Raw genomic sequence first — 23,811 nt, forward strand, 5'->3', positions numbered from 1 at the left:
TTTAGTTACCTTCCGAGAGTGTTGATTTGCAAGGAAGGATAGGACCGTGAGTGACACACCCAAACTCTTCGTCACCGGTGCCACCGGCCAACTTGGAGGCCTGGTGATTGATGCGCTGCTTGAGACGGTGCCCGCCCGGTCCATTGTGGCCGGCGTGCGCCAACCGGGCCACGCGGCCGCGGCGGCACTGCGCGAAAAGGGCGTCGAGACTCGCATCGCCGACTATGCCCGCCCGGAGACGCTGGCCAGCGCGCTTGCAGGCATAGACCGGCTCCTCCTCATTTCCGGAAACGAGGTCGGGCAGCGCCCGCAACAGCACCGCAACGTCATCGCCGCGGCGAAAGATGCAGGCGTCGGCCTGATCGCCTACACAAGCATCCTCCGCGCGGACACGTCTGCATTGTTCCTTGCGACAGAGCATCGCGACACCGAGGCCGCCTTGGCTCAGTCAGGCGTGCCGTTCGTGCTGCTGCGGAACGGTTGGTACACGGAAATCTACGCGCTGCGGATACCGCAGGCCCTCAGGTCCGGCACATTGGTGGGTGCGGCGGGAGACGGGCGCATTTCATCCGCCGCGCGCGCCGATTATGCCAGGGCGGCCGCGACGGTGCTGGCGGGTGAGGACCATGCGGGCCGCATTTACGAACTGGCGGGCGATGAGTCTTTTTCGCTGGCGGAGTTCGCTCTCGCTTTAGCGGAGGCCTCTGGGGTGCCGATCGTCTACAAGAACGTGCCCCAGGAGGATCTACGACAGGCGGCCCTGGCCGCCGGCCTGCCCGAAATCTTCGCCATGGCAATGGCCGACACCGATGCGGGCGTGGCGAAGGGGGCGCTGCTTGAGAACGGTCGCCATCTCAGCCGGTTGATCGGACGGCCGACGACCCCCTTCCGCGACACGGTGAAGGAAGAGGTCCGTTCGATGTCTCAACCCCGCCTCTAGAGCATGCGCCGATCAGCCTGCACCGCAGGCTGATCGGATCACGCATTCTCTATCAATAAGTTAGAGGGCGATTCACCGATCAGATTGGTTCAATCTGATCGGATCGCGCTCTAGTCTCCCTGCGTCCCGTGTGAGCGGCCGCATCCGATCCCGGATGCGGCCTTCTTGCTTCGGGGCCCGCCGGGTGGAGGTTACTTCAACACATCGATAAAAGCCGGCGGGCGATCGATGCTGAAGGACTTCACCTCCTTGGCGTTCAGGTCCGCCTTGGTCAGGTCCAGCACCTGCGTCTGGCTGTTGCCATAGGTGCGCAGGTAATAGCGCTTGGTCTTCAGGTCGGCGACGGACGTCCATTCGGTGGTTTCGACAGCCGCGATGCCCCCGCCCGCCGCTGCACTCGCGGACGTGCGGATGATGCCGGGTGGGATGTCGAAATTGTTGAGGATGTGGAACGCGGTGTCCACGGCTTCCGTGCTGGTCTTCTGCTCCGGCGCGGCCCGCCAATAGAGGAAGGCGCGGATGAAGCGCGACGGCGAGGACATGTCCCCCGGCATCCCTGCCGCCCCGGCGCCGGTGCTGGGCGGAGAAAGGGTCAGCGCGCCGATCTTCACCGCATCGGGATTATAGGGCGACAGGCCCAGATAATTGCTCAGGCTGGTCACGTGCCAGTCGAAGGTCGGCGCGTTGGTCAGGATGGTCGTGGGGTTGTCGTGCATGTGCAGGACCCCGCCCGTATATTCGATGACCAAGCTCGCGCCGCCCGCATCATGCAAGGTGAGATGCATGGGGGTCGCCATCTTCAGCTGGGCGAGCACGGCCCGGTTCACCTTGATCTTGGGCAGCCCCTCCTTCACCTCGGCCACCGTGGCGAAGCTGGTGAGGAGATAGGTGAGCAGTTCATGGGCGGCGATGGACGTGCGCGCCTCGGCCGCCGGAACCTCCTGGTAGAGGGCAAGGCCCGGCAAATAGAGCATGCCGCCCACGAGGCCCGCCTCGTTCATGCCATCCGCCAAGACCGGCAGGCCGAAGGCATTGGCGCCCACGGTGCCGTATTTCACGGTCCAGGGCAGGCCGGTCCCCACCTGCCCGTCGGGGCCGGTGCCGGTGAAGGCGAACTGGCGGGGCACCACGATCAGCTGCGACTGCAGGGGGAGCCCGAATTCGAGGGTGCGGCCATAGGTGAAGCCGCCGTCGGCGGACTTCAGAAGAAAGGACGTGCAGGCCTGTGCCTGCTGCAAGGGCAACAAAGTGGCTGCGACGACCGCAATCTTGGCAGCCATTCGTCCCGCGAACCGCGTCATCATCGACAGACCTCCCGTGTGCGCTCTGGCGGCGCCAAGGGCCACATTAGCGAAATCCTGGCCGGCGCGCAGGACGGGCGCGCCTGGGGCGGCAGCTCTCGGCGCCTTCGGCATGCGCGGCAGCATCAACCCGTGACGGTGCGCCGTTCGGAATGCTTCTTGCTTGGCCGAAGGCGAGCAAGGCGTGGGGACAGCGCATTGCATGCAGGTCCGGCCGGTGGGAGGGTCGGGGCTTGAGAGTTCGAATGGGATGGGGCGCGGCCTCGTGCCTGCCGCAGGGCGGGATGCAAGCCGGTCCAGGGGGACAGATGGACCTGAACACGGTCAAGGACATCCGCCGGCCGGCGAGCCGGGCGGATCTGGATGACTTCCGGCCGGGCGATGCCTGGCTCGCGGGCGGAACGTGGCTTTTCTCCGAGCCGCAGCCGGCGGTGACGCGGCTGGTGGATCTCGCCGGCCTCGGCTGGGGCGGCCCGCGCCTCACGGACGAAGGTCTGGACATCCCCGCCACCACCACCATCGCGGCCCTCAATGCCTTTGCCGCCGCCGCCCCCTGGCCGGCCGCCCCCCTGTTCGGCCAGTGCTGCGCCGCTCTGCTCGCCTCCTTCAAGATCTGGAACATGGCGACCGTGGGCGGCAATCTGTGCATGGCTTTGCCCGCCGGGGCCATGATCTCCCTGACCGCCGCCCTGGATGCCCGCTGCCTCATCTGGATGCCGGGCGGCGGGGCGCGGGAGGTGGCGGTGATGGATTTCGTGCGCGGGCCGCTCACCACCGCGCTCGCGCCTGGCGAGATCCTGCGCGCCATCCATATCCCGAAAGGCATGCTTGCCCGGCGCACCGCCATGCGGAAGATCTCGCTCAGCCGCCTCGGCCGCTCCGCCGCGCTTGTGGTGGGGACGCAGGCTCCGCTCTCCAATGGGCTGGACCTGACCATCAGCGCCTCCACCCCCCGGCCCTGCCGTCTCGCCTTCGCCGCGTTTCCGGATGCGGACGCGCTGCGCGCGCGCCTTGAGGCCGCTTTGCCGCCCGAGGCCTATTTCGACGACATTCACGGCCGGCCCGATTGGCGGCGGCATGTGACCGGTCTCCTCGCCGAAGAGGTCCGTGCGGAACTGGCGGAGGGCCGCCGGGCATGAGCGAAGCGTCCATCCGCCTCACCATCAACGGCCAGCCGACGGACGCCGCGCCGCAACCCGGGCAGTGCCTGCGCACCTTCCTGCGGGACCTCGGCTGGTTCGGCGTGAAGAAAGGGTGCGATGCGGGCGATTGTGGCGCCTGCACCGTGCATGTGGACGGCGAGCCGGTGCACAGCTGCCTCTTCCCCGCCTTCCGCGCCGAAGGGCGGGAGGTGACCACCATCGAAGGGCTGGCGGGGCCGGATGGCCTTCATCCCATGCAGCAGCGTTTCCTGGAGGCGCCGGGCTTCCAGTGCGGCTTCTGCACCGCCGGCATGATCATGACCGCCACCAGCCTCGACCAGGCCCAGCTTCAGGACCTGCCCGCCGCCTTGAAGGGCAATATCTGCCGCTGCACCGGCTATCGCGCCATCGCCGATGCGGTGCGCGGCGTCTGCCATGTGGAAGCGGCACCCAAAGGCCCGGTGGCGGGCGCCAGCCTCGGCGCGCCGGCGGGACCGGGCGTGGTGACCGGGCGTGCACGCTTCACCATGGACTTCGCCCCGCCGGGGCTTGCCCATCTGAAAATCCTGCGCTCCCCCCACGCCCATGCGCGGATCACCGCCATCGATACGAGGGAGGCGGCCCGCCTTGCCGGCGTCATCGCCATCCTCACGCACCGCGATGCCCCGCCGGTTCATTTCTCCAGCGCCCGTCATGAATTGATGGCGGACGACCCCGCCGACACCCGCATCCTGGACGACGTGGTGCGCTTTGCCGGCCAGCGGGTCGCGGCGGTGGTGGCGGAGAGCGAGGCCATCGCGGAAGAGGCCTGCCGGCGCATTGCGGTCACCTATGACGTGCGCCCCGCCGTGTTCGACCCGGAAGAGGCCATGCGCCCGGAAGCGCCGCGTGTGCACGAGAAAAGCGCCGCCGCCAGCGGCGCCCGCGATCCCGCCCGCAACCTGGTGGCGGAGATCCAGGGGGAGGTGGGCTCCGTGGCGGACGGGTTCGCGGACGCCGACATCATCCACGAGGGCATCTATTCCAGCCAGCGCATCCAGCATGTGCATCTGGAAACCCATGGCGCCATCGGTTTCCTGGACGAGGCGGGCCGCCTCGTCGTGCGCTCCAGCACGCAGACGCCCTTTCTCACACGGGATGCACTGTGCGCTGTCTTGGACCTGCCAAAGGACAAGGTGCGGGTGCTGTGCGAACGGGTGGGCGGCGGCTTCGGCGGCAAGCAGGAAATGCTCACCGAGGACATCGTGGCGCTCGCCGTGCTCAAGACCGGGCGACCGGTGAAATACGAGGTCACACGCCCCGAGCAGTTCGCCGCCACCACCACACGCCACCCCATGACCATCCGCGCCAAGGTGGGGGCGACGGCAGACGGGCGGCTGACCGCTATTTCCCTACGCGTGGTCTCCAACACCGGCGCCTATGGCAATCACGGGCCGGGCGTCCTTTTCCATGGCTGCAACGAGAGCCTGATCCTCTATCGCTGCCCCAACAAGAAGGTGGAGGGCTATGCGGTCTATACCCACACTCCGCCGAGCGGCGCTTTCCGGGGCTACGGGCTGAGCCAGACCCTGTTCGCGGTGGAATGCGCCATGGACGAGCTGGCGCGGGCGCTCGGGATCGACCCTTTCGCCTTCCGCCGGCTCAACGCCATCCGGCCCGGCGATGCCATGGTCACGCACACGCACCATCCCCACGACGTGGAATATGGCAGCTATGGCCTCGACCAGTGCCTTGACCTTGTGGAGGCGCGCCTCGTCCAGGCCCGCGCCCTGCCGACGCCAGGCCCGGACTGGCTGGTGGGCGAAGGCATGGCCGCCGCCCTCATCGACACCATCCCCCCGCGCGGCCACCATTCCAGGGTGGCGCTGAGACTGGCCGATGACGGCACCTATGAGCTGAAGGTGGGCACGGCGGAATTCGGCAATGGCACGTCCACCGTCCATGTGCAGATTGCCGCGACCGTGCTCGGCACGCCGGCGGCAATGGTGCGCCTGGTGCAGTCCGATACCGACCTGGTGGCCCACGACACCGGCGCGTTCGGCAGCACCGGAATCGTGGTGGCCGGGCTTGCCACCGAACGGGCGGCCTGCGCTCTCGCCGAACGCCTCCGGGCCTTTGCCGCCGCGCACTGCGGTGTCCCCGAGGCCCAATGCCGCCTTGAGGCGGGGGAGGTCGTGGCGGGCACGACGCGCCTCTCCCTGCGCGAGATGGCCGAGGCCGCCCAAGCGGCCGGCCTGAGACTGGAGGCCGAGGGCGCGGCGGACGGCTCGCCGCGATCGGTCGCCTTCAATGTGCAGGGCTTCCGCATCGCCGTGCATCGGGAAACGGGGGAGATCCGTTTCCTGAAAAGTGTCCAGGCTGCGGACGCGGGCGTGGTGATGAATCCCGCCCAGTGCCGGGGCCAGGTGGAGGGCGGCATCGTCCAGGCGCTCGGGGCCGCCCTGTTCGAGGAGGTGGCGCTCGACGCGGACACAGGGGCGGTCACCAACCCCACCTTGCGCACCTATCGGGTCCCCGCCTTTGCCGACGTCCCGGAAACCGAGGTGCTGTTCGCCGACACCTATGACCGGCTTGGCCCGCTCGGCGCCAAGTCCATGAGCGAGAGCCCGTTCAATCCCGTGGCGCCCGCGCTTGCCAATGCCCTGCGCGATGCCACCGGCATCCGTTTTGCCGCAACGCCCTTCGCCCCCGACCGGATCTACGCCGCCATCGCCGCGCGCCATGGCAGCGGGTCTGGGGACAGGCCCACCCCCTCACCCACCTGACCCTGCTGAAAGGTCGTCCGTCATGCTGGAGAAGCTGTTCGCGCTGAAGGAAAACGGGACCAATGTGCGGACCGAGATGCTGGCGGGTGTCACCACCTTCCTGACCATCGCCTATATCGTCTTCATCAATCCGGCGATCCTCAGCGCGGCGGGCATGCCCCAGGGCGCCGTGTTCGTCGCCACCTGCCTCGTGGCGGCCATCGGCACCGCCATCATGGCGCTTTATGCCAACTATCCCATCGCCATTGCGCCGGGCATGGGCCTGAACGCCTACTTCGCCTATGTGGTGGTCCTGACCATGGGCTACACATGGCAGACGGCGCTCGGCGCGGTGTTCATCTCCGGCGTGCTGTTCTTGTTCGTGTCGCTGACCGGCATCCGCGACCATATCGTCCGCGGCATCCCGGAATCCCTGAAGATTGCCATCCCCTCCGGGATCGGCCTGTTCCTGGCGATCATCTCGCTGAAGAATGCGGGCATCGTGGCGCCAAGCCCGGCCACCTATGTCACGCTGGGCGACCTTCACAAGCCGGGCGTGGTGCTGGCCATCATCGGCTTCATCATGGTCTCCGCTCTGGTGGCGCTGAAGGTGCGGGGGGCGCTCCTGATCTCCATCCTGGCGATCACGGGCTTAAGCTTCGTGTTCGGCGGCAACACGTTCCAGGGCGTGTTCTCCATGCCGCCTTCCATCGCGCCGACCCTTTTCGCCCTCGACATCAAGGGTGCCCTCTCCGGCGGGGTGCTGCAGGTCATCCTGGTCTTCTTCCTGGTGGAATTGTTCGACGCCACCGGCACCATGATCGGCGTGGCCCGCAAGGCGGGGCTGGTGAAGAACGGCAAGATGGAGCGCCTCAACAAGGCGCTGCTGGCGGACAGCACGTCCATCTTCATCGGCTCCCTGCTGGGCACGTCCAGTTCCACCGCCATGCTGGAGAGCACCTCCGGCGTTCAGGATGGCGGACGCACGGGCCTCACCGCGGCCACCGTCGCCCTTCTCTTCCTCGCCTGTCTCTTCATCTCGCCGCTTGCCGCCTCGGTGCCGCCCTACGCGACCGCCCCGGCGCTGTTCTTCGTCTCGTGCATGATGCTGCGGGAACTGGTGGACATGCACTGGGACGACGTGACGGAGGTCATCCCCGCCTGCGTCACCGCCATGCTGATGCCCTTCACCTTCTCCATCGCCAACGGCATCGCCTTCGGCTTCATCACCTATGCGGCGCTGAAGCTGCTGACCGGTCGCTACAAGGGGGTCAGTCCGGTGACCTGGACCATCGCTGCCATCTTCCTGTTCAAGAGCGTCTACGAGGTGAGCGGCCATTAAGGGAGAATCAGCCTCGGGGTGCGCCATGATGCAGTGCGAAGGGACGGGGGCCTCGCCACCTGGCATCCCGCGCGGGAGGGGAATCAAGGCCCGGCGCGGCTTTGCCCCTGCCCTTCCCTGGCGGAGGGCGAGCCCTCAACAGGCCCCTACATGACAAGGACCCGCTTCGCCGGTACCGTAGTGGTCCGATGGCACCGAGCGGGAATGGGGGGCGCCCTCCGGCATCCCGCCTCGTGTTCCGCATGGAGACATGACGATGGTTGAGACGACCACGCCGAAGACCAAGCCGAAGCCGAAGGCCAAGGCAACCGTGGCCCCGGCGGTGCACTGCACGGATGTGGCGCCCACCTGCTTCTTCGAGACGGCAGGCGCCTTTTCGCACAGCCACGGCGTCTACACGCTGATGCTCACCACTGGATTTCCGGTGCCCATGGCGGATGGCACCGTCCAGCACCAGAACAAGGTGGCCGCCTATGTGAAGGGCAACCGTTCCGCCCTTCTGTCCATGCGGGACGCCATCGACAAGGCGCTTCTGGCCGGCGTGCCCACAGCGGGGCACGCACCGTCCTGAGTGGGACGACGGCGCGGCCAGCATTTCATTGCGGGGCGCCGTGTCTCTTCGCCGGCTGCTTCGGGAACAAAAGCCGCGTGCCGGGCCGGCGCGCGGCGCTCATTGGGGCTGCGCCCTCGCCGGCGGCTCGGTCACCGCAGGTGCCATGCGGAATTCGGCTTCGCCCACGGCGACGGGGCGGCCCCGAACCCGCGCGGCCAGATCCAGCCGGACGAGAGCACCGGCATCCTCCTCCCGCACTTCCAGCACCTTTGCTTCCACCCGCACCACATCGCCCGGCCGCACCGGGGCGACGAAACGGGCGGTGAGGGTGCGCACGAAGCCCTGCGGCCCCGCCGCGTCGCTCACCACACGGCCCATGAAGGCCATGGTGAGCATGCCATGGGCGATGATGCCGCCAAGCCCGGCCGCCTCCGCGAAGGGCTTGTCATAATGGATGCGGCTGTAATCCTCCGAAGCGCCGGCATAGCGGACCAGTTGCTCGGTGGTGACCGCCTCAGTCTTCAGGACGAGAGCCTGGCCGACACGCCAGGGGCCGGACGCCGCCTTCATGCCGGCAGCCCCAGTTCCTGCAGCGAGCGATAAAGCGTCGTGCGCGCGCATGTCACCACGCGCTGCCCCGCAGCGTCATCCACCCGCACCTCCTGCCGCATCACCTCCAGGGGGCCCCGGCTGCCGCGCCGCTCCTCAAGGGCGGCAAACGCGAAGCGGCACAGCAGCCGCATGCCCGCCGTCACCGGTCGCTCATAGGCAAAGCTCACCGATCCGGCGAGGATGCGGCGCCGGTCCAGCGGCGCGAGCCAAGGGGCCTCGTGCGGAGGACGGAAGGTGATGGGGAAGGTGGGCGGCGCCAGAATATCCGGATGGCCCTGGGCGCGGGCGAAATCGGGATCGTGAAACAGGGGATTTGCATCGCCGATGGCACGCGCGAACTTGCGCACCGCGCCCCGCTCCACCTCGACGAAGAACGGGTCCATCTCCATCCCGACGAGGGACCGGTCGATTTCCGCCATGGCGCCGGTCACGCCTTGAGGCCGGCATAGGCGGACGGATCAAACCCCACAAGCAGGCGCCCCTGGGCTTCCAGCACCGGCCGCTTGATCAGGCTGGGATGAGCCAGCATCAGCGCAATTGCCTTGTCCGCGTCCAGATCGGCCCGCTCCGCCTCCGGCAGCTTGCGGAAGGTGGTGCCGGCCTTGTTCACCAGCTTCTCCCAGCCCACCTGCCCGATCCAGGCTTCCAGCTTCTCCCGCGCGATGCCGGCCGTCTTGTAGTCATGGAAGGCATAGGCGATGCCCGACCCCTCCAGAGCGGCGCGGGCCTTCTTCATGGTGTCGCAATTCTTGATGCCATAGATCGTGACGCCCGCCGCCATGCTCGCCTCCACCGGTCGTGTGACGCAGGTCTCGGAGATCGGCGGGACAGGGTCAAGGCTGGGGGCAGCGCCCATGCCCGCCTTCCACCGTCCCATACGAAAAAGGCCGCCCCGGGGGGCGGCCTTGATCAGGTCACGACAGGCGGGCCGGAGCGGCCCTGCGCCTCACTCCGCGGGGCCTTCCACCAGCGGCTGGCCGCCTTCGGACTGCTCGCGGGTGGCGACGATGAGGTCGTCGCGGGAGTTCGCCACCACGCGCAGACGGTTCATCTGGGCGCCGGTGCCGGCCGGGATGAGGCGGCCGACGATGACGTTCTCCTTGAGGCCTTCCAGCGGGTCCACCTTGCCGTTGACCGCCGCTTCCGTGAGGACGCGGGTGGTCTCCTGGAAGGAGGCCGCCGAGAAGAAGGAGCGGGTCTGGAGGCTCGCCTTCGTGATGCCGAGGAGCACGGGATGGCCGGTCGCGGGCTTCTTGCCCTCTTCCACAGCCTTCTCGTTGGCCTCGACGAACTCGATGCGATCCACCTGCTCGCCATCCAGGAAGTCGGTCTCGCCCGCGTCGTCGATCTCCACCTTCTGGAGCATGTTGCGGACGATGACTTCGATGTGCTTGTCGTTGATGTTCACGCCCTGGAGCCGGTAGACCTCCTGGATCTCGTTGACGAGGAAGGCGGCGAGCTCTTCCACTCCCTTGATCGCCAGGATGTCGTGCGGCGCCGGGTTGCCGTCCACCAGGAAGTCGCCCTTCTCCACCACGTCGCCGTCCTGGAGATGGATGTGCTTGCCCTTCGGGATCAGGTACTCCACCGCATCCCCGCCGTCAGACGGCTCGATGGTGAGGCGGCGCTTGTTCTTGTAGTCGCGGCCAAAGCGAACCGTGCCGGAGACTTCCGCGATGATGGCGGCATCCTTCGGACGACGGGCCTCGAACAGCTCCGCCACGCGCGGCAGACCGCCCGTGATGTCGCGGGTCTTGGCGCTTTCCATGGGCACGCGGGCCACCACGTCGCCGGCCTTGATGCTCTGGCCGGGATCCACCGAGATGATGGCTTCCACGGGCAGGGCGTAGCGGGCGTCACCGCCGCGGGCCAGCTTGATGACCTTGCCGTCGCCACCCTTGATGATGATGGCAGGGCGCAGGTCCGCGCCGCGCACGGCACGGGTGTCCGTGACCACGCGCTTGGCGATGCCGGTGGCCTCGTCGATGGCCTCGTTCATGGACTGGCCTTCGACCAGATCCTCGAAGCCGACGGTGCCGTCCACCTCGGTCAGGATGGGACGGGTGTAGGGGTCCCACTCGGCGATGCGCTGGCCGCGCTTCACCGTGTCGCCCTCGTCCACCTTCAGGCGCGAACCGTACTGGACGCGGTTCACCGCGCGCTCGGTGCCGTCGAGGTCGACGATCACCACCGCGAGGTTGCGGCCCATGACGATGAGGTCGCCATCCGAGTTCCGCGCCACGTTGCGGTTGCGGATGCGGATGGTGCCCTCGAAGTTGCTCTCCACGAAGGACGAGTCCGCCAGCTGGGCGGCGCCACCGATGTGGAAGGTGCGCATGGTGAGCTGGGTGCCCGGCTCGCCGATGGACTGCGCCGCGATGACGCCGACCGCCTCGCCCATGTTGACGGGCGTGCCACGGGCCAGATCGCGCCCGTAGCAGGTGCCGCACACGCCGTTTCGGGTCTCGCAGGTCAGCACCGACCGGATCTTGATCTCCTGGATGCCGGACTTGTTGATCCGATCGATGTGCGGCTCTTCGATCATCTGGCCATTGGGCACGATGACCGTGCCGGTGGCGGGCTCGACCACGTCTTCAACCGCGGTGCGGCCGAGAACGCGGGAGGCGAGCGAGGCCACCACCTGTCCAGAGTCGATGATGGCGCGCATATGGATGCCATTCGTCGAGCCGCAATCGCGCTCGGTGATGATGGAATCCTGCGCCACGTCGACGAGACGGCGGGTCAGATAGCCGGAATTGGCCGTCTTCAGAGCGGTGTCGGCAAGGCCCTTGCGCGCGCCGTGGGTGGAGTTGAAGTACTCCATCACGGTCAGGCCTTCCTTGAAGTTCGAGATGATCGGGCTCTCGATGATCTCGCCCGACGGCTTGGCCATGAGGCCGCGCATGCCGGCAAGCTGCTTCATCTGCGCGGGCGACCCACGCGCTCCGGAGTGGGACATCATGTAGATCGAGTTGATCTGCTTGTCCCGTCCGGTCTTCGGGTCCTTCTTGACCGAAGAGATTTCCTTCATCATCTCGTCGGCGATGCGATCGGTGCACTTGCCCCACGCATCGACGACCTTGTTGTACTTCTCGCCCTGGGTGATCAGGCCGTCATTGTACTGCTGCTCGTACTCCTTGGTGAGAGCACGGGTCTCTTCCACCAGGTCCCACTTCTTCTTCGGCACGACCATGTCGTCCTTGCCGAAGGAAATGCCCGCCCGGAACGCGTTGTAGAAGCCCAGCGCCATGATCCGGTCGCAGAAGATCACGCTCTCCTTCTGACCGCAGTGACGGTACACCGCGTCGATCATGTTGGAGATTTCCTTCTTCGTCATCAGCTTGTTGACGACGTCGTAGGGAACCTTGGGGTGCTTGGGCAGCAGCTCGCCGATCTTCATGCGGCCGGGCGTGGTCTCATAGATCTTGGAGACCTTGTTGCCGTCCGCATCCACGCCCACATAGCGGCCGCGGATCTTGGTGGCGAGCGTGATGGACTTGGCCGCCAGCGCGTGGTCGATCTCGCCCATGTCCGCGAACGCCATGCCCTCGCCGGGCTCGTTGTCGCGCATGATGGAGAGATAATAGAGACCCAGCACGATGTCCTGCGAGGGCACGATGATGGGCGCGCCGTTCGCCGGGTGCAGGATGTTGTTGGTGGACATCATGAGCACGCGGGCCTCAAGCTGGGCTTCCAGCGAGAGGGGAACGTGCACGGCCATCTGGTCGCCGTCGAAGTCCGCATTGAAGGCCGAGCAGACCAGCGGGTGAAGCTGGATCGCCTTGCCCTCGATCAGCACCGGCTCGAAGGCCTGGATGCCGAGGCGGTGCAGCGTCGGGGCGCGGTTGAGCATCACGGGATGCTCGCGGATGACCTCGTCCAGGATGTCCCAAACCTCGGGACGCTCCTTCTCCACCAGCTTCTTGGCCTGCTTGACGGTGGCCGAATGGCCCTTGGCGTCGAGGCGGGCATAGATGAAGGGCTTGAACAGCTCGAGCGCCATCTTCTTCGGCAGGCCGCACTGGTGCAGCTTAAGCTCGGGACCCACCACGATCACGGAGCGGCCGGAATAGTCGACGCGCTTGCCGAGCAGGTTCTGGCGGAACCGGCCCTGCTTGCCCTTGAGCATGTCGGCGAGCGACTTCAGCGGGCGCTTGTTGGCACCCGTGATGACGCGGCCGCGGCGGCCGTTGTCGAACAGCGCATCCACCGCTTCCTGAAGCATGCGCTTCTCGTTGCGGATGATGATGTCCGGCGCGCGCAGCTCGATGAGGCGCTTCAGGCGGTTGTTGCGGTTGATGACGCGGCGATAGAGATCGTTCAGGTCCGAGGTGGCGAACCGGCCGCCGTCCAGCGGGACGAGCGGGCGCAGGTCCGGCGGGATCACCGGGACATGGGTGAGGATCATCCATTCCGGCTTGTTGCCGGAGAGCTGGAAGGCCTCGACGATCTTCAGGCGCTTGGCGAGCTTCTTGGGCTTCAGCTCGGTGGTGGCCTCGGCGATCTCCACCCGCAGGTCGGCGGCGATCTTTTCGAGATCCATGGAGCGCAGCAGCTCGCGGATGGCTTCCGCGCCGATCATGGCGGTGAAGCTGTCCTCGCCATACTCGTCCTGGGCGCGCAGATAGTCGTCCTCGGACAAAAGCTGGCGATACTTGAGGGGGGTCAGGCCCGGCTCAAGCACGACGAAATATTCGAAATAGAGGATGCGCTCCAGGTCCTTGAGCGTCATGTCGAGCAGCAGGCCAATGCGGCTCGGCAGGGACTTCAGGAACCAGATGTGGGCGACGGGCGCGGCCAGTTCGATATGGCCCATGCGCTCGCGGCGCACGCGCGAGAGGGTGACCTCGACGCCGCACTTCTCGCAGATGATGCCCTTGTACTTCATGCGCTTGTACTTGCCGCACAAGCACTCATAGTCCTTGATGGGCCCGAAGATGCGCGCGCAGAACAGGCCGTCGCGCTCGGGCTTGAAGGTCCGGTAGTTGATGGTCTCAGGCTTCTTGATCTCGCCATAGGACCAGGAGGCGATCTTCTCGGGGCTCGCGATCGAGATCTTGATCTGATCAAAGGTCGGAGCCGGGGTCGCCGGATTGAAGAGATTCATCACCTCTTGATTCATCGCCGTCTCCTTCGGCTCGGCCGGGTGGCCCCCTCATGCCGCCTGAGGGGGACCGGCCGGAAAAATCGTGTCACATCGCGGCGGCGCAGGCTCACCGCCTGCGCCCTTGGATGAACGCGGCCTTATTCGGCCGCGGGCAGGTTCTCGCGGGTGCCGGGGGCGACGTTGCGCCCGGTCTTGGAATTCACCAGCTCGACGTTCAGGCCGAGCGAGCGCATTTCCTTCACCAGCACGTTGAAGCTCTCGGGGATGCCGCTCTCGAACGTGTCCTCGCCGCGCACGATGGCCTCGTAGACCTTGGTGCGGCCGGCGACGTCGTCCGACTTCACGGTGAGCATCTCCTGCAGGGTGTAGGCCGCGCCATAGGCCTCCAGCGCCCACACTTCCATTTCGCCGAAGCGCTGGCCGCCGAACTGCGCCTTGCCGCCCAGCGGCTGCTGGGTGACGAGCGAGTAGGGGCCGATGGAGCGGGCGTGGATCTTGTCGTCCACCAGGTGATGCAGCTTCAGCATGTAGATGTAGCCGACCGTCACATTACGGTCGAACGGCTCACCGGTGCGCCCGTCAAAGAGGGTGGACTGGCCGGACGGGTTGAGACCCGCCTTCTCCAGCTGCGCCTCGATGTCGGCCTCGCGTGCGCCGTCGAACACCGGGGTGGCCATGGGCACACCCTTGCGCAGGTTCTCCGACAGCTCGATCAGCTCGTTCTGCTTCAACGGCTCGATCTCGGCCTTGCCGTAGACGCTCTCCAGAGCGCCGCGCAGCTTGGCTTCGTCATGGGCCGCATAATAGGCATCGACCGCCGCCGCCACCTGACGACCCAGGCCCGCGCAGGCCCAGCCCAGATGGGTTTCGAGGATCTGTCCCACATTCATGCGGCTCGGCACGCCGAGCGGGTTCAGCACGATGTCCACATTGGTGCCGTCCTCGAGGAACGGCATGTCTTCCACCGGGACGATGCGCGAAACCACGCCCTTGTTGCCGTGACGACCGGCCATCTTGTCGCCGGGCTGGATCTTGCGCTTCACCGCGACGAAGACCTTGACCATCTTCATCACGCCGGGAGGCAGTTCGTCGCCGCGCTGGAGCTTCTCGACCTTGTCGAGGAAGCGCTGCTCAAGGCGCTTCTTGGCCTCGTCGTACTGGGCGCGCATGGCTTCGATTTCACCCATCAGGGTGTCATCGGCCACCGCGAACAGCCACCACTGCGAGCGCGGGGTATCGCCCAGCAGTTCCTTGGTGATCTCCGAGTCCTTGCGGAAGCCCTTGGGACCGGCAATGCCCGGCTTGCCGGACAGCATCTCGGACAGGCGCCCGAAGACGTTGCGGTCCAGGATCGCCTGCTCGTCGTCGCGGTCCTTGGCGAGGCGCTCGATCTCTTCGCGCTCGATGGCCAGCGCACGCTCGTCCTTGTCGACGCCGTGGCGGTTGAACACGCGCACTTCCACCACCGTGCCCGTCGTGCCCGGAGGCAGGCGGAGCGAGGTGTCGCGCACGTCGGCGGCCTTCTCGCCGAAGATGGCGCGCAGGAGCTTTTCTTCCGGCGTCATCGGGCTTTCGCCCTTGGGGGTGATCTTGCCCACCAGGATGTCGCCGGCGCGCACTTCCGCGCCGATATAGACGATGCCTGCCTCGTCGAGATTCTTCAGCGCCTCTTCCGAGACGTTGGGAATGTCGCGGGTGATTTCCTCCGGCCCGAGCTTGGTGTCGCGGGCCATGGCCTCGAACTCCTCGATATGGATCGAGGTGAACACGTCGTCCTTGACGATGTTCTCCGAGAGCAGGATCGAATCTTCGAAGTTGTAGCCGTTCCAGGGCATGAACGCGACGAGCACGTTCCGGCCCAGCGCCAGCTCGCCCAGCTCCGTGGACGGGCCGTCGGCGATGATGTCGCCGCGGCGCACCTGGTCACCCACGCGCACCAGCGGACGCTGGTTGATGCAGGTGGACTGGTTGGAGCGCTGGAACTTCATCAGGCGGTAGATGTCGACGCCGGACTTGGAGGCGTCGGTCTCTTCCGTGGCGCGGATGACGATACGGGTGGCGTCCACCTGGTCCACCACGCCGGTGCGGCGGGCGGCGATGGCCGCTCCCGAGTCGCGGGCGACCACGGCTTCCATGCCGGTGCCCACCAGCGGCGCCTGCGAGCGCACCAGCGGCACGGCCTGGCGCTGCATGTTGGAGCCCATGAGCGCGCGGTTCGCGTCGTCGTTCTCAAGGAACGGGATCAGCGCGGCGGCAACGGACACCAACTGCTTGGGCGACACGTCCATGAAGTCGACGCGGTCGGGCGACACCAGGAGCACGTCGCCCGCATGGCGGCAGACCACCAGGTCTTCCTCGAACTTGCCATTGGCATCGAGCGGGATGTTGGCCTGCGCGACGTAGTACTTCCCCTCCTCCATGGCGGAGAGATAGACCACCTCGTCGGTCACATGCCCGTCCACCACCTTGCGGTAGGGGGCCTCGATGAAGCCGTACTTGTTCACGCGGGCAAAGGTCGCCAGCGAGTTGATCAGGCCGATATTCGGGCCTTCCGGCGTCTCGATGGGGCAGATGCGGCCATAATGGGTCGGGTGCACGTCGCGCACCTCGAAGCCCGCCCGCTCGCGGGTCAGACCGCCCGGGCCAAGCGCCGAGAGGCGGCGCTTGTGGGTGATCTCGGAGAGCGGGTTGGTCTGGTCCATGAACTGCGAGAGCTGCGAGGAGCCGAAGAACTCGCGCACCGCCGCCGCCACCGGCTTCGCATTGATGAGGTCCTGCGGCATCACGGTGTCGATGTCGACGGACGACATGCGCTCCTTGATGGCGCGCTCCATGCGCAGCAGGCCGACGCGGTACTGGTTCTCCATGAGCTCGCCGACCGAGCGCACGCGGCGATTGCCGAGATGGTCGATGTCGTCGATCTCGCCCTTGCCGTCGCGCAGCTCCACCAGGGTGCGGATGACCGAGAGGATGTCCTCGCGGCGCAGCACGCGCACGGTGTCCGGGCAGTCGAGGTCCAGGCGCATGTTCATCTTCACGCGGCCGACCGCGGAAAGGTCATAGCGCTCGGCATCGAAGAACAGCGAGTGGAACATGGCCTGGGCGCTGTCGAGCGTCGGCGGCTCGCCCGGGCGCATCACGCGATAGATGTCGAAGAGCGCATCCTCGCGGGTCATGTTCTTGTCGGCCGACAGCGTGTTGCGGATGTAGGCACCCGTGTTCACGTGGTCGATGTCGAGGATCGGGATGTCGTTATAGCCGGTCTCCTCGAGGAGCTTGAGCAGCTTCTCGGTGACCTCGTCGCCCGCTTCCGCATGGATCTCGCCGGTGGCGGCGTCCACGAGGTCCTCGGCGATATACTGGCCGATCATCTCCTCGTCGGAGATTTTGAGGGCCTTCAGGCCCTTCTCGGCGAGCTGGCGGGCGGCGCGCACGGTCAGCTTCTTGCCGGCCTCGACCACCACTTCGCCGGTGTCCGCGTCCACCATGTCGGAGACGGCCTTGTAGCCCTTCATCCGCTTGGGGTCGAACGGCATGCGCCAGCCGTCCTTGGCGCGGGAATACTGGATCTTCTGGTAGAAGGTATCCAGGATCTCTTCCGCGTCGAGGCCGAGCGCATAGAGCAGGCTCGTCACCGGGATCTTGCGGCGACGGTCGATGCGCGCATAGACGATGTCCTTGGCGTCGAACTCGATGTCGAGCCAGGACCCGCGATAGGGAATGATGCGCGCCGCGAACAGGAGCTTGCCCGAGGAATGGGTCTTGCCCTTGTCGTGGTCGAAGAAGACGCCCGGCGAGCGGTGCATCTGGGAGACGATGACGCGCTCGGTGCCGTTGACGATGAACGTGCCGTTCATGGTCATGAGCGGGATGTCGCCGGTATAGACGTCCTGCTCCTTGATGTCCTTCACGGACTTGGCGCCGGTGTCCGGGTCCACATCGAACACGATGAGGCGGAGCGTCACCTTCAGCGGGGCAGCAAACGTCATGCCGCGCTGGCGGCACTCGTCCACGTCATATTTCGGGGGCTCGAACTCGTAGCGCACGAACTCCAGCATGGCGGCGCCGGAAAAGTCGGAGATGGGGAATACCGACTTGAACACGGCCTGGAGACCGTCGTCCGCGCGCCCGCCCTTCGGCTCTTCGATCTGCAGGAACTGGTCATAGGACGCCTTCTGAACCTCAATGAGGTTCGGCATCTCAGCGACTTCCTTGATCTTGCCGAAGAATTTGCGGATCCGCTTGCGACCGGTGAACGTTTGCGCCATCTCGATCCTCGTCCGTCCTGGTCCTTGGGGTCCGGCCCTCCTGGACGCTCTCCTGGAAGGAAAGCTGCCGTGCCGGCCCATCGACCCCACACCGTCCGACGGGAAAGGTGGGGGCATGCGCCATCCCTTTCCACGCCGCGACGGCTCTCCAGGCCGCCTGCCGTTTCAGGCCGCCTGGAGAACCGTCCCCTTCACCTCTCGCCATCTGCAAATGGCGAAACAGGCGGCCCCGGACACCGGGGCCGCCCTTTTTCAAAAGCTCACTTGAGCTCGACCTTGGCGCCAGCCTTCTCGAGCTGGGCCTTGAGCTTCTCGGCTTCGTCCTTGGCCACGCCTTCCTTGACGGGCTTGGGAGCGCCTTCGACCAGATCCTTGGCTTCCTTGAGGCCCAGGCCGGTGATGGCGCGGACTTCCTTGATGACCTCGATCTTCTTGTCGCCGGCAGCCGCGAGCACCACGGTGAACTCGGTCTGCTCTTCGGCGGCCGGGGCGGCAGCAGCCGCGCCGGGGGCAGCCGCAACCGCGACGGCGGCAGCGGCGGACACGCCCCACTTCTCCTCGAGGAGCTTCGCGAGCTCAGCGGCCTCGAGAACGGTCAGGGAGGACAGCTCGTCAACGAGCTTGGTCAGATCAGCCATTGTCGTTTCTTTCTAGATAGGTTCGAAATTCAGGTTTGCGAGATCCAACCGCCTCACGCGGCTTCGTCCTGCTTGGCATAGGCCCCAAACACGCGCGCGAGCTTCGCAGCCGGCGCCGTGGTGAGCTGGGCGATCTTGGTAGCCGGGGCCTGGATGAGGCCGACCAGCTTCGCACGCAGCTCGTCAAGGGACGGCATGGTGGCGAGCGCCTTCACACCGTCAGCATTGAGGGCCGTCTTGCCCATCGCGCCGCCGAGGATGACGAACTTGTCGTTACCCTTGGCAAACTCGACGGCAACCTTCGGCGCCGCCACCGGATCGCTTGAATAAGCGATGATGGTGGGTCCCTTCAGAAGGGACGCCACATGGGCGACGTCGGAGCCTTCCAGAGCGATCTTGGCGAGGCGGTTCTTCGCCACCTTCACGGTCGCACCCTCGGCCTTCATCTGTCGACGAAGCTTCGACATCTGGGCCACGGTGAGGCCGGAATAGTGGGCCACCACGACGACCGAAGTGGTCTTGAACACTTCGGCGAGCGTCGTGACGAGCTCTTGTTTTTCCGCTCGATCCACGTCTGGCTCTCTTTAAGCCTGTGGCGGAACCAGAGACTGGCTCCACCGGTTGCACCTTGCCGCCCGACCGAAAGTGACCTGTCCATTGGACATGCCGCTCGCGGAACGCGCGACGCTCAATGCCCTGTCCCCTCGGATCCGGGTCACCGGCCACAAGGTGCTGGTTCGAACCGATCTGTTGCGGCAAGCTCGAGGCCGCCGCGCGAAATCCGTCTTCCCCGTCTATGCTGGCCCTCCAGAGGACCTTCCGGGCGGAAGGTCTGGCGAGGATTAAGCCACGCGAAAGCATGGCGCCTGCAGTCTCGGACAGGACTTCTGCCCGCCCCTTCCCCGGCCGAAACCTGGGATTGAGACGAACATAAAGGCCGGGAGGGCGAACCCTTCCAGCCCCTCCGACGCCGTCTCCGGCGTGGAAGCCATAAACCCGCCTCGCCTTTCGGCAACGCGGGAACAGGGTGTATATAAGGTCAAGGCCGGCTTGTCACGCCCTCCCGCACTTTTTTCTCTTGACGCGGAAGCCGTCCTGTTACAGCCGATCCACCCCTTCCCCGCTTCGGCATCATGCGGGAAAGGACGGCCCAAACGCTTCTGCCGCAAGGATTCCGGATCTTTCGCGACGACGCCCCTGCCCTGCCGCGGCCGCAGACCGCAAATGCAGAAAGGCCGGGCGCAGGGCCCGGCCTTTCAAACCTCAACACAGAAGCGCCCGGAGGCGATTCTCGTCCGATCAGGCGACCAGCACGGTGGAGGGCTCCACCTTGATGCCCGGGCCCATGGTCGACGACACCGCCACGCGCTGCACATAGGTGCCCTTGGCGCCGGTGGGCTTGGCCTTCACAACCGCGTCCACGAAGGCGCGGATGTTCTCGGCCAGCTTGTCCTGCTCGAAGGAGGCCTTGCCGATACCGCCGTGGATGATACCGGCCTTCTCGACGCGGAACTCCACCGCGCCGCCCTTGGCGGCGGCGACGGCGCCCTTCACGTCCATGGTGACGGTACCAACCTTCGGGTTCGGCATCAGGCCGCGCGGGCCGAGCACCTTGCCGAGGCGGCCGACGAGCGGCATCAGGTCCGGGGTGGCGATGCAGCGATCGAAGTCGATCGTGCCGCCCTGGATGGTCTCCAGCAGGTCCTCGGCGCCGACAATGTCAGCCCCGGCGGCCTTCGCCTCGTCCGCCTTGGCGCCGCGGGCGAACACCGCCACGCGCACCGTGCGGCCCGAGCCGTTGGGCAGGTTGCAGACGCCACGGACCATCTGGTCCGCATGGCGGGGATCCACGCCGAGATTGATCGCGACCTCGATGGTCTCGTCGAACTTGGCGGTGGTGCGCTCCTTCAGGAGGGCGAGAGCCTCGTCCAGAGAATAGAGCTTGGTGCGATCGATACCCTCGCGGGTGGCGCGGACGCGCTTGCCGTGATTCGCCATGATGCTCACCCCTGAACCTGGAGGCCCATGGACCGGGCCGAGCCTTCGATCATCTGAAGCGCGGCCTCAACGGTGTCGCAGTTCAGATCCTTCATCTTCTTCTCGGCGATCTCGACCATCTGGGCGCGGGTCACCTTGCCGACGGTCGCACCCTTGCCGGGGGTCTTGGAGCCGGAGCCGGGCTTCTTCTTCGTCTCGAGGCCGGCGGCCTTCTTGAGGAAGTAGGAGACCGGAGGGGTCTTCAGCTCGAAGGTGAAGGAGCGATCCTGGTAGACGGTGATGACGACGGGGATGGGCATCCCCTTCTCTTCCTTCGCCGTCTGGGCGTTGAACGCCTTGCAGAATTCCATGATGTTCAGGCCGCGCTGACCGAGCGCGGGGCCAATCGGCGGCGCCGGGTTGGCGCTGCCAGCCGCAACCTGCAGCTTGACGTAACCGGTAATCTTCTTCGCCATCTTAAACTCCCGTGAAACGCCGAAAAGCCCGCAGGTGCGGGCCAGCCGGCCAGGAATGCGTGGTCTGGATCTTGGAGGTGCGTGGCGAAACGCCCGCCTCACCTCCCACGCCACGTGCGGGGATGCCTCCCCGTCCGCATTCCCCGAAAGGTGCCAGGCACCCTCAAGGGAGGCGCCTCCTTATCGGATGAGCGCCCAGGATGCAAGGGCGGAGCATGTGAGCGCCCCGCCAGTGCCCCGTCTGCCTACATCTGATCGAAGTCGATGACCACGCGCGCGCTGGTGGGATGGGCCTGGCAGGTGAGGATGAAGCCCGCCTCCAGCTCCCAGCCTTCCAGCGAATAATTGAGGTCCATCTCGGCCGAGCCCTCCACCACCTTGGCGCGGCAGGTGGAGCACATGCCGCCCTTGCAGGCGAAGGGCAGGTCCATGCCCGCCCGCAGCGCGGCGTCCAGGATCGCCTCGCCCTGCGCCACCGGCACGTCGCGGCGCTTGCCGTCGACAATGAGGGAGGCCACATGCGCGGGCGCCGCTTCCGGGGCGATGACGGGCTTGGGACGCGGCTTGCCGCCATAAGCGGAGACGAAGCGTTCCACATGGACCTTTTCGGGGGGCAGGCCGAGATCCTTCAGCGTGCCCTCCAGCTCATCGATCATGGCGGTGGGGCCGCAGACGAAGGCATGGTCCACGGCGGCGGCCGGCACCATGGCAGTGAGCAGCAGGCGCACCTTCTCGCCATTGAGGTGTCCGTTCAGCACTGGCAGGTCCTGCTCTTCCCGCGAGAGCACGTGGAACACCGAGAGGCGACCCAGGAAACGATCCTTCAGCTCCTCCAGCTCCGTGCGGAAGAGGATGTCGGTGGTCGTGCGGTTGCCGTAGAAGAGATAGAAGCGGCTGTCCGGCTCGCGTGAGAGCACACCGCGCGCAATGGACAGGACCGGGGTGATGCCCGAGCCCGCCGCGAAGGCCACATGGATGCGGCCATTGCCGGGATCGCCCTCCAGGCCGAAGCGGCCGGTGGGGGTCATCACGTCGATGGTGTCGCCGGCGGCGAGGTTCGCGTTCACCCAGCCAGAGAAGACCCCGCTCTCCACCTGCTTCACCGCCACCCGCAGTTCGCCGTCATCGGGCCCGGAGCAGATGGAATAGGAGCGACGTACCTCTTCCCCGTCGATGGTGGTGCGCAGGGTCAGGTACTGGCCGGGCGCGAAGGCAAAGTCGGCGGCAAGATCGGCCGGCACGTCAAAGGTGATGGACACCGCCTCGGGCGTCTCCCGGCGCACCTCGCGCACGGTGAGCGCGTGGAACTTCGGCACCGCGCGGCCGGCGGCCGGCGCAAGTGGGGGAAGGGCCGGGCTGCCGCCGGTCGCGGCATTGGCTTCAAGGACCGTGGACATGGCGTTTCCCGTTCAATGGCATTTGAAATAGTCGAAGGGTTCCCGGCAGGCGTTGCAGCGCCACAGGGACTTGCAGGAGGTGGAGCCGAAGGCCGCGATCTCCGACGTGTCGGTGGCCCCGCATTGGGGACAGGCCACCTGCTCCTCGCCGAAGAGCGCCCGGCGCCCTCCCCCCTTGGACGGTGGCGCGATGCCGTAGGCGCGCAGCTTCTCGCGCCCCTCTTCGCTCATCCAGTCGGTGGTCCAGGCGGGCGAGAGCACCGTCCTGACGGTGACGGGGCCAAGCCCCGCCTTATCCAGCGCCAGCTCGATCTCCAGCGCGATCATGTTCATGGCCGGGCAGCCGGAATAGGTGGGGGTGATCAGCACCTCGATCCGCCCGTCCACCATCTGCACGTCCCGCAGCACGCCGAGATCGGCGATGGTGAGCACCGGGATTTCCGGGTCCGTCACTTGGCCCGCCACGGCGCGCGCGGTCTCCAGGAGGCGCGCCTCCGGCCCGGTTCCGGTGCCGGAGAGCGCCCCGAGGGGCTGGTTCACCAGGTCGCCCCGGGGAAGGTGCGCTGGAGATATTGCAGCTCGGTGAGCAGGTGGCCGAGATGCTCGGAATGGCGGCCCTGGCGCCCGCCTTTGTGCATCCAGGTGCCGGCGGGAAGGGTCAGCGTCGCCTCGGCGATCACCGCATCCACCTTGGCCTTAAAGCCCGCGCGCAGCGGCTCTGGGTCCACAGCCACGCCCGCCTCGATCAAGGCGCGCTCGGGGGCATCCACTTCGAACAGCTCGCCGGTGAAGGCCCACAGCTCGTCCACGGCCGCCTGCGCCCGCTGATGGCTCTCCGCCGTGCCGTCGCCGAGGCGGATGATCCATTCGGCGCAGTGGCGCACATGATAGGCGCTTTCCTTCTCCGCCTTGGCGGCGATGGCGGCGAGCGTCGCGTCGGACGAGCCCATCAGCGCCCGCCAATAGGGATCGATGAAGGCGGAATAGAAAAACTGGCGCACCATGGTGCGGGCGAAATCGCCGTTGGGCTGCTCCACCAGGAGGAGGTTCTGGTAGTCCCGCTCGCCGCGCAGATAGGCGAAGGCGTCCTCGTCGTGGCCCGCGCCTTCCACTTCGCCCGCATAGCTATAGAGCGCGCGCGCCTGGCCGATGAGGTCGAGGCCCATATTGGCGAGCGCCATCTCCTCTTCCATGAGGGGCGCATGCCCGCACCATTCGGAGAGGCGATGGCCGAGGATGAGCGCATCGTCGGCGCGGCGCAGCAGATAGCGCACGAGCGGAATGTCCGCCACTTGGATGCTGGAGGTGGCCATG

General features: G+C 66.5%; 18 protein-coding genes. 5 read left to right on the plus strand and 13 right to left on the minus strand.

What is annotated here, in order from left to right:
- The first annotated feature begins 46 nt into the window (after positions 1 to 46).
- Positions 47 to 940 carry an SDR family oxidoreductase gene (locus PV781_RS04075; RefSeq protein ID WP_274774352.1) on the plus strand — a complete coding sequence of 298 codons (894 nt, stop codon included), beginning with the start codon at positions 47 to 49 and terminating at the stop codon, positions 938 to 940.
- Positions 941 to 1,131: 191 nt separating this feature from the next.
- Here the strand turns inward: PV781_RS04075 and PV781_RS04080 are convergent, their stop codons facing one another.
- Complete coding sequence (locus tag PV781_RS04080) at positions 1,132 to 2,220, minus strand: choloylglycine hydrolase family protein (protein ID WP_274774353.1); 1,089 nt, start codon at positions 2,218 to 2,220, stop codon at positions 1,132 to 1,134.
- Between the two features lie 329 nt (positions 2,221 to 2,549).
- Here PV781_RS04080 and PV781_RS04085 point away from each other — a divergent pair, with 329 nt between their 5' ends.
- The 4 genes from PV781_RS04085 to PV781_RS04100 all read left to right on the plus strand — a co-directional run bounded on the left by PV781_RS04085 (position 2,550) and on the right by PV781_RS04100 (position 8,040).
- Complete coding sequence (locus PV781_RS04085) at positions 2,550 to 3,380, plus strand: FAD binding domain-containing protein (protein ID WP_274774354.1); 831 nt, start codon at positions 2,550 to 2,552, stop codon at positions 3,378 to 3,380.
- Positions 3,381 to 3,391: 11 nt separating this feature from the next.
- A complete protein-coding gene (locus PV781_RS04090; protein WP_274774672.1) occupies positions 3,392 to 6,148 on the plus strand; it encodes a molybdopterin-dependent oxidoreductase in 2,757 nt (918 codons plus the stop codon).
- A gap of 22 nt (positions 6,149 to 6,170) precedes the next feature.
- Positions 6,171 to 7,469, plus strand: a complete 1,299-nt coding sequence (locus tag PV781_RS04095; RefSeq protein WP_274774355.1) for an NCS2 family permease — start codon at positions 6,171 to 6,173, stop codon at positions 7,467 to 7,469.
- 256 nt (positions 7,470 to 7,725) lie between these two features.
- Positions 7,726 to 8,040, plus strand: a complete 315-nt coding sequence (locus PV781_RS04100) for a hypothetical protein (protein ID WP_274774356.1) — start codon at positions 7,726 to 7,728, stop codon at positions 8,038 to 8,040.
- 99 nt (positions 8,041 to 8,139) lie between these two features.
- Here PV781_RS04100 and PV781_RS04105 read toward each other — a convergent pair whose 3' ends face one another.
- From PV781_RS04105 to paaC, 12 genes are all read right to left on the minus strand, one after another.
- Complete coding sequence (locus PV781_RS04105; protein WP_274774357.1) at positions 8,140 to 8,592, minus strand: MaoC family dehydratase; 453 nt, start codon at positions 8,590 to 8,592, stop codon at positions 8,140 to 8,142.
- Positions 8,589 to 9,053, minus strand: coding sequence for an FAS1-like dehydratase domain-containing protein (locus PV781_RS04110; RefSeq protein WP_274774358.1), 465 nt, complete (start codon positions 9,051 to 9,053; stop codon positions 8,589 to 8,591). Before PV781_RS04110 ends, PV781_RS04105 begins: the two co-directional genes overlap by 4 nt.
- An 8-nt stretch (positions 9,054 to 9,061) precedes the next feature.
- Positions 9,062 to 9,415: an ArsC family reductase gene (locus PV781_RS04115; protein ID WP_274774673.1), complete on the minus strand. Its 354-nt coding sequence runs from the start codon at positions 9,413 to 9,415 to the stop codon at positions 9,062 to 9,064.
- A 165-nt stretch (positions 9,416 to 9,580) separates the two neighbouring features.
- Complete coding sequence (rpoC, locus tag PV781_RS04120) at positions 9,581 to 13,756, minus strand: DNA-directed RNA polymerase subunit beta' (RefSeq protein ID WP_274774359.1); 4,176 nt, start codon at positions 13,754 to 13,756, stop codon at positions 9,581 to 9,583.
- Between the two features lie 122 nt (positions 13,757 to 13,878).
- Positions 13,879 to 18,009, minus strand: a complete 4,131-nt coding sequence (gene rpoB / locus PV781_RS04125; protein ID WP_274774360.1) for a DNA-directed RNA polymerase subunit beta — start codon at positions 18,007 to 18,009, stop codon at positions 13,879 to 13,881.
- 260 nt (positions 18,010 to 18,269) lie between these two features.
- Entirely contained in the window at positions 18,270 to 18,647 is a 378-nt protein-coding gene (gene rplL, locus PV781_RS04130; protein ID WP_274774361.1) for a 50S ribosomal protein L7/L12, read from the minus strand.
- 53 nt (positions 18,648 to 18,700) lie between these two features.
- Positions 18,701 to 19,219, minus strand: coding sequence for a 50S ribosomal protein L10 (gene rplJ / locus PV781_RS04135; RefSeq protein WP_209104659.1), 519 nt, complete (start codon positions 19,217 to 19,219; stop codon positions 18,701 to 18,703).
- A gap of 727 nt (positions 19,220 to 19,946) precedes the next feature.
- On the minus strand, positions 19,947 to 20,645 hold the full coding sequence (rplA, locus tag PV781_RS04140; RefSeq protein WP_274774362.1) for a 50S ribosomal protein L1: 699 nt from the start codon (positions 20,643 to 20,645) through the stop codon (positions 19,947 to 19,949).
- Between the two features lie 5 nt (positions 20,646 to 20,650).
- Positions 20,651 to 21,100 (minus strand): 50S ribosomal protein L11, encoded by a 450-nt coding sequence (rplK, locus tag PV781_RS04145; RefSeq protein ID WP_274774363.1) that lies wholly within the window; start codon positions 21,098 to 21,100, stop codon positions 20,651 to 20,653.
- A gap of 245 nt (positions 21,101 to 21,345) precedes the next feature.
- Positions 21,346 to 22,497 carry a 1,2-phenylacetyl-CoA epoxidase subunit PaaE gene (gene paaE, locus PV781_RS04150; protein ID WP_274774364.1) on the minus strand — a complete coding sequence of 384 codons (1,152 nt, stop codon included), beginning with the start codon at positions 22,495 to 22,497 and terminating at the stop codon, positions 21,346 to 21,348.
- A 12-nt stretch (positions 22,498 to 22,509) separates the two neighbouring features.
- Positions 22,510 to 22,980, minus strand: a complete 471-nt coding sequence (gene paaD / locus PV781_RS04155; protein WP_274774674.1) for a 1,2-phenylacetyl-CoA epoxidase subunit PaaD — start codon at positions 22,978 to 22,980, stop codon at positions 22,510 to 22,512.
- A 53-nt stretch (positions 22,981 to 23,033) separates the two neighbouring features.
- Positions 23,034 to 23,810 carry a 1,2-phenylacetyl-CoA epoxidase subunit PaaC gene (gene paaC, locus PV781_RS04160; protein ID WP_274774365.1) on the minus strand — a complete coding sequence of 259 codons (777 nt, stop codon included), beginning with the start codon at positions 23,808 to 23,810 and terminating at the stop codon, positions 23,034 to 23,036.
- Position 23,811: the final 1 nt, after the last annotated feature.

This window comes from Aquabacter sediminis, assembly GCF_028863665.1.
Taxonomy (GTDB): Bacteria; Pseudomonadota; Alphaproteobacteria; order Rhizobiales; family Xanthobacteraceae; genus L1I39.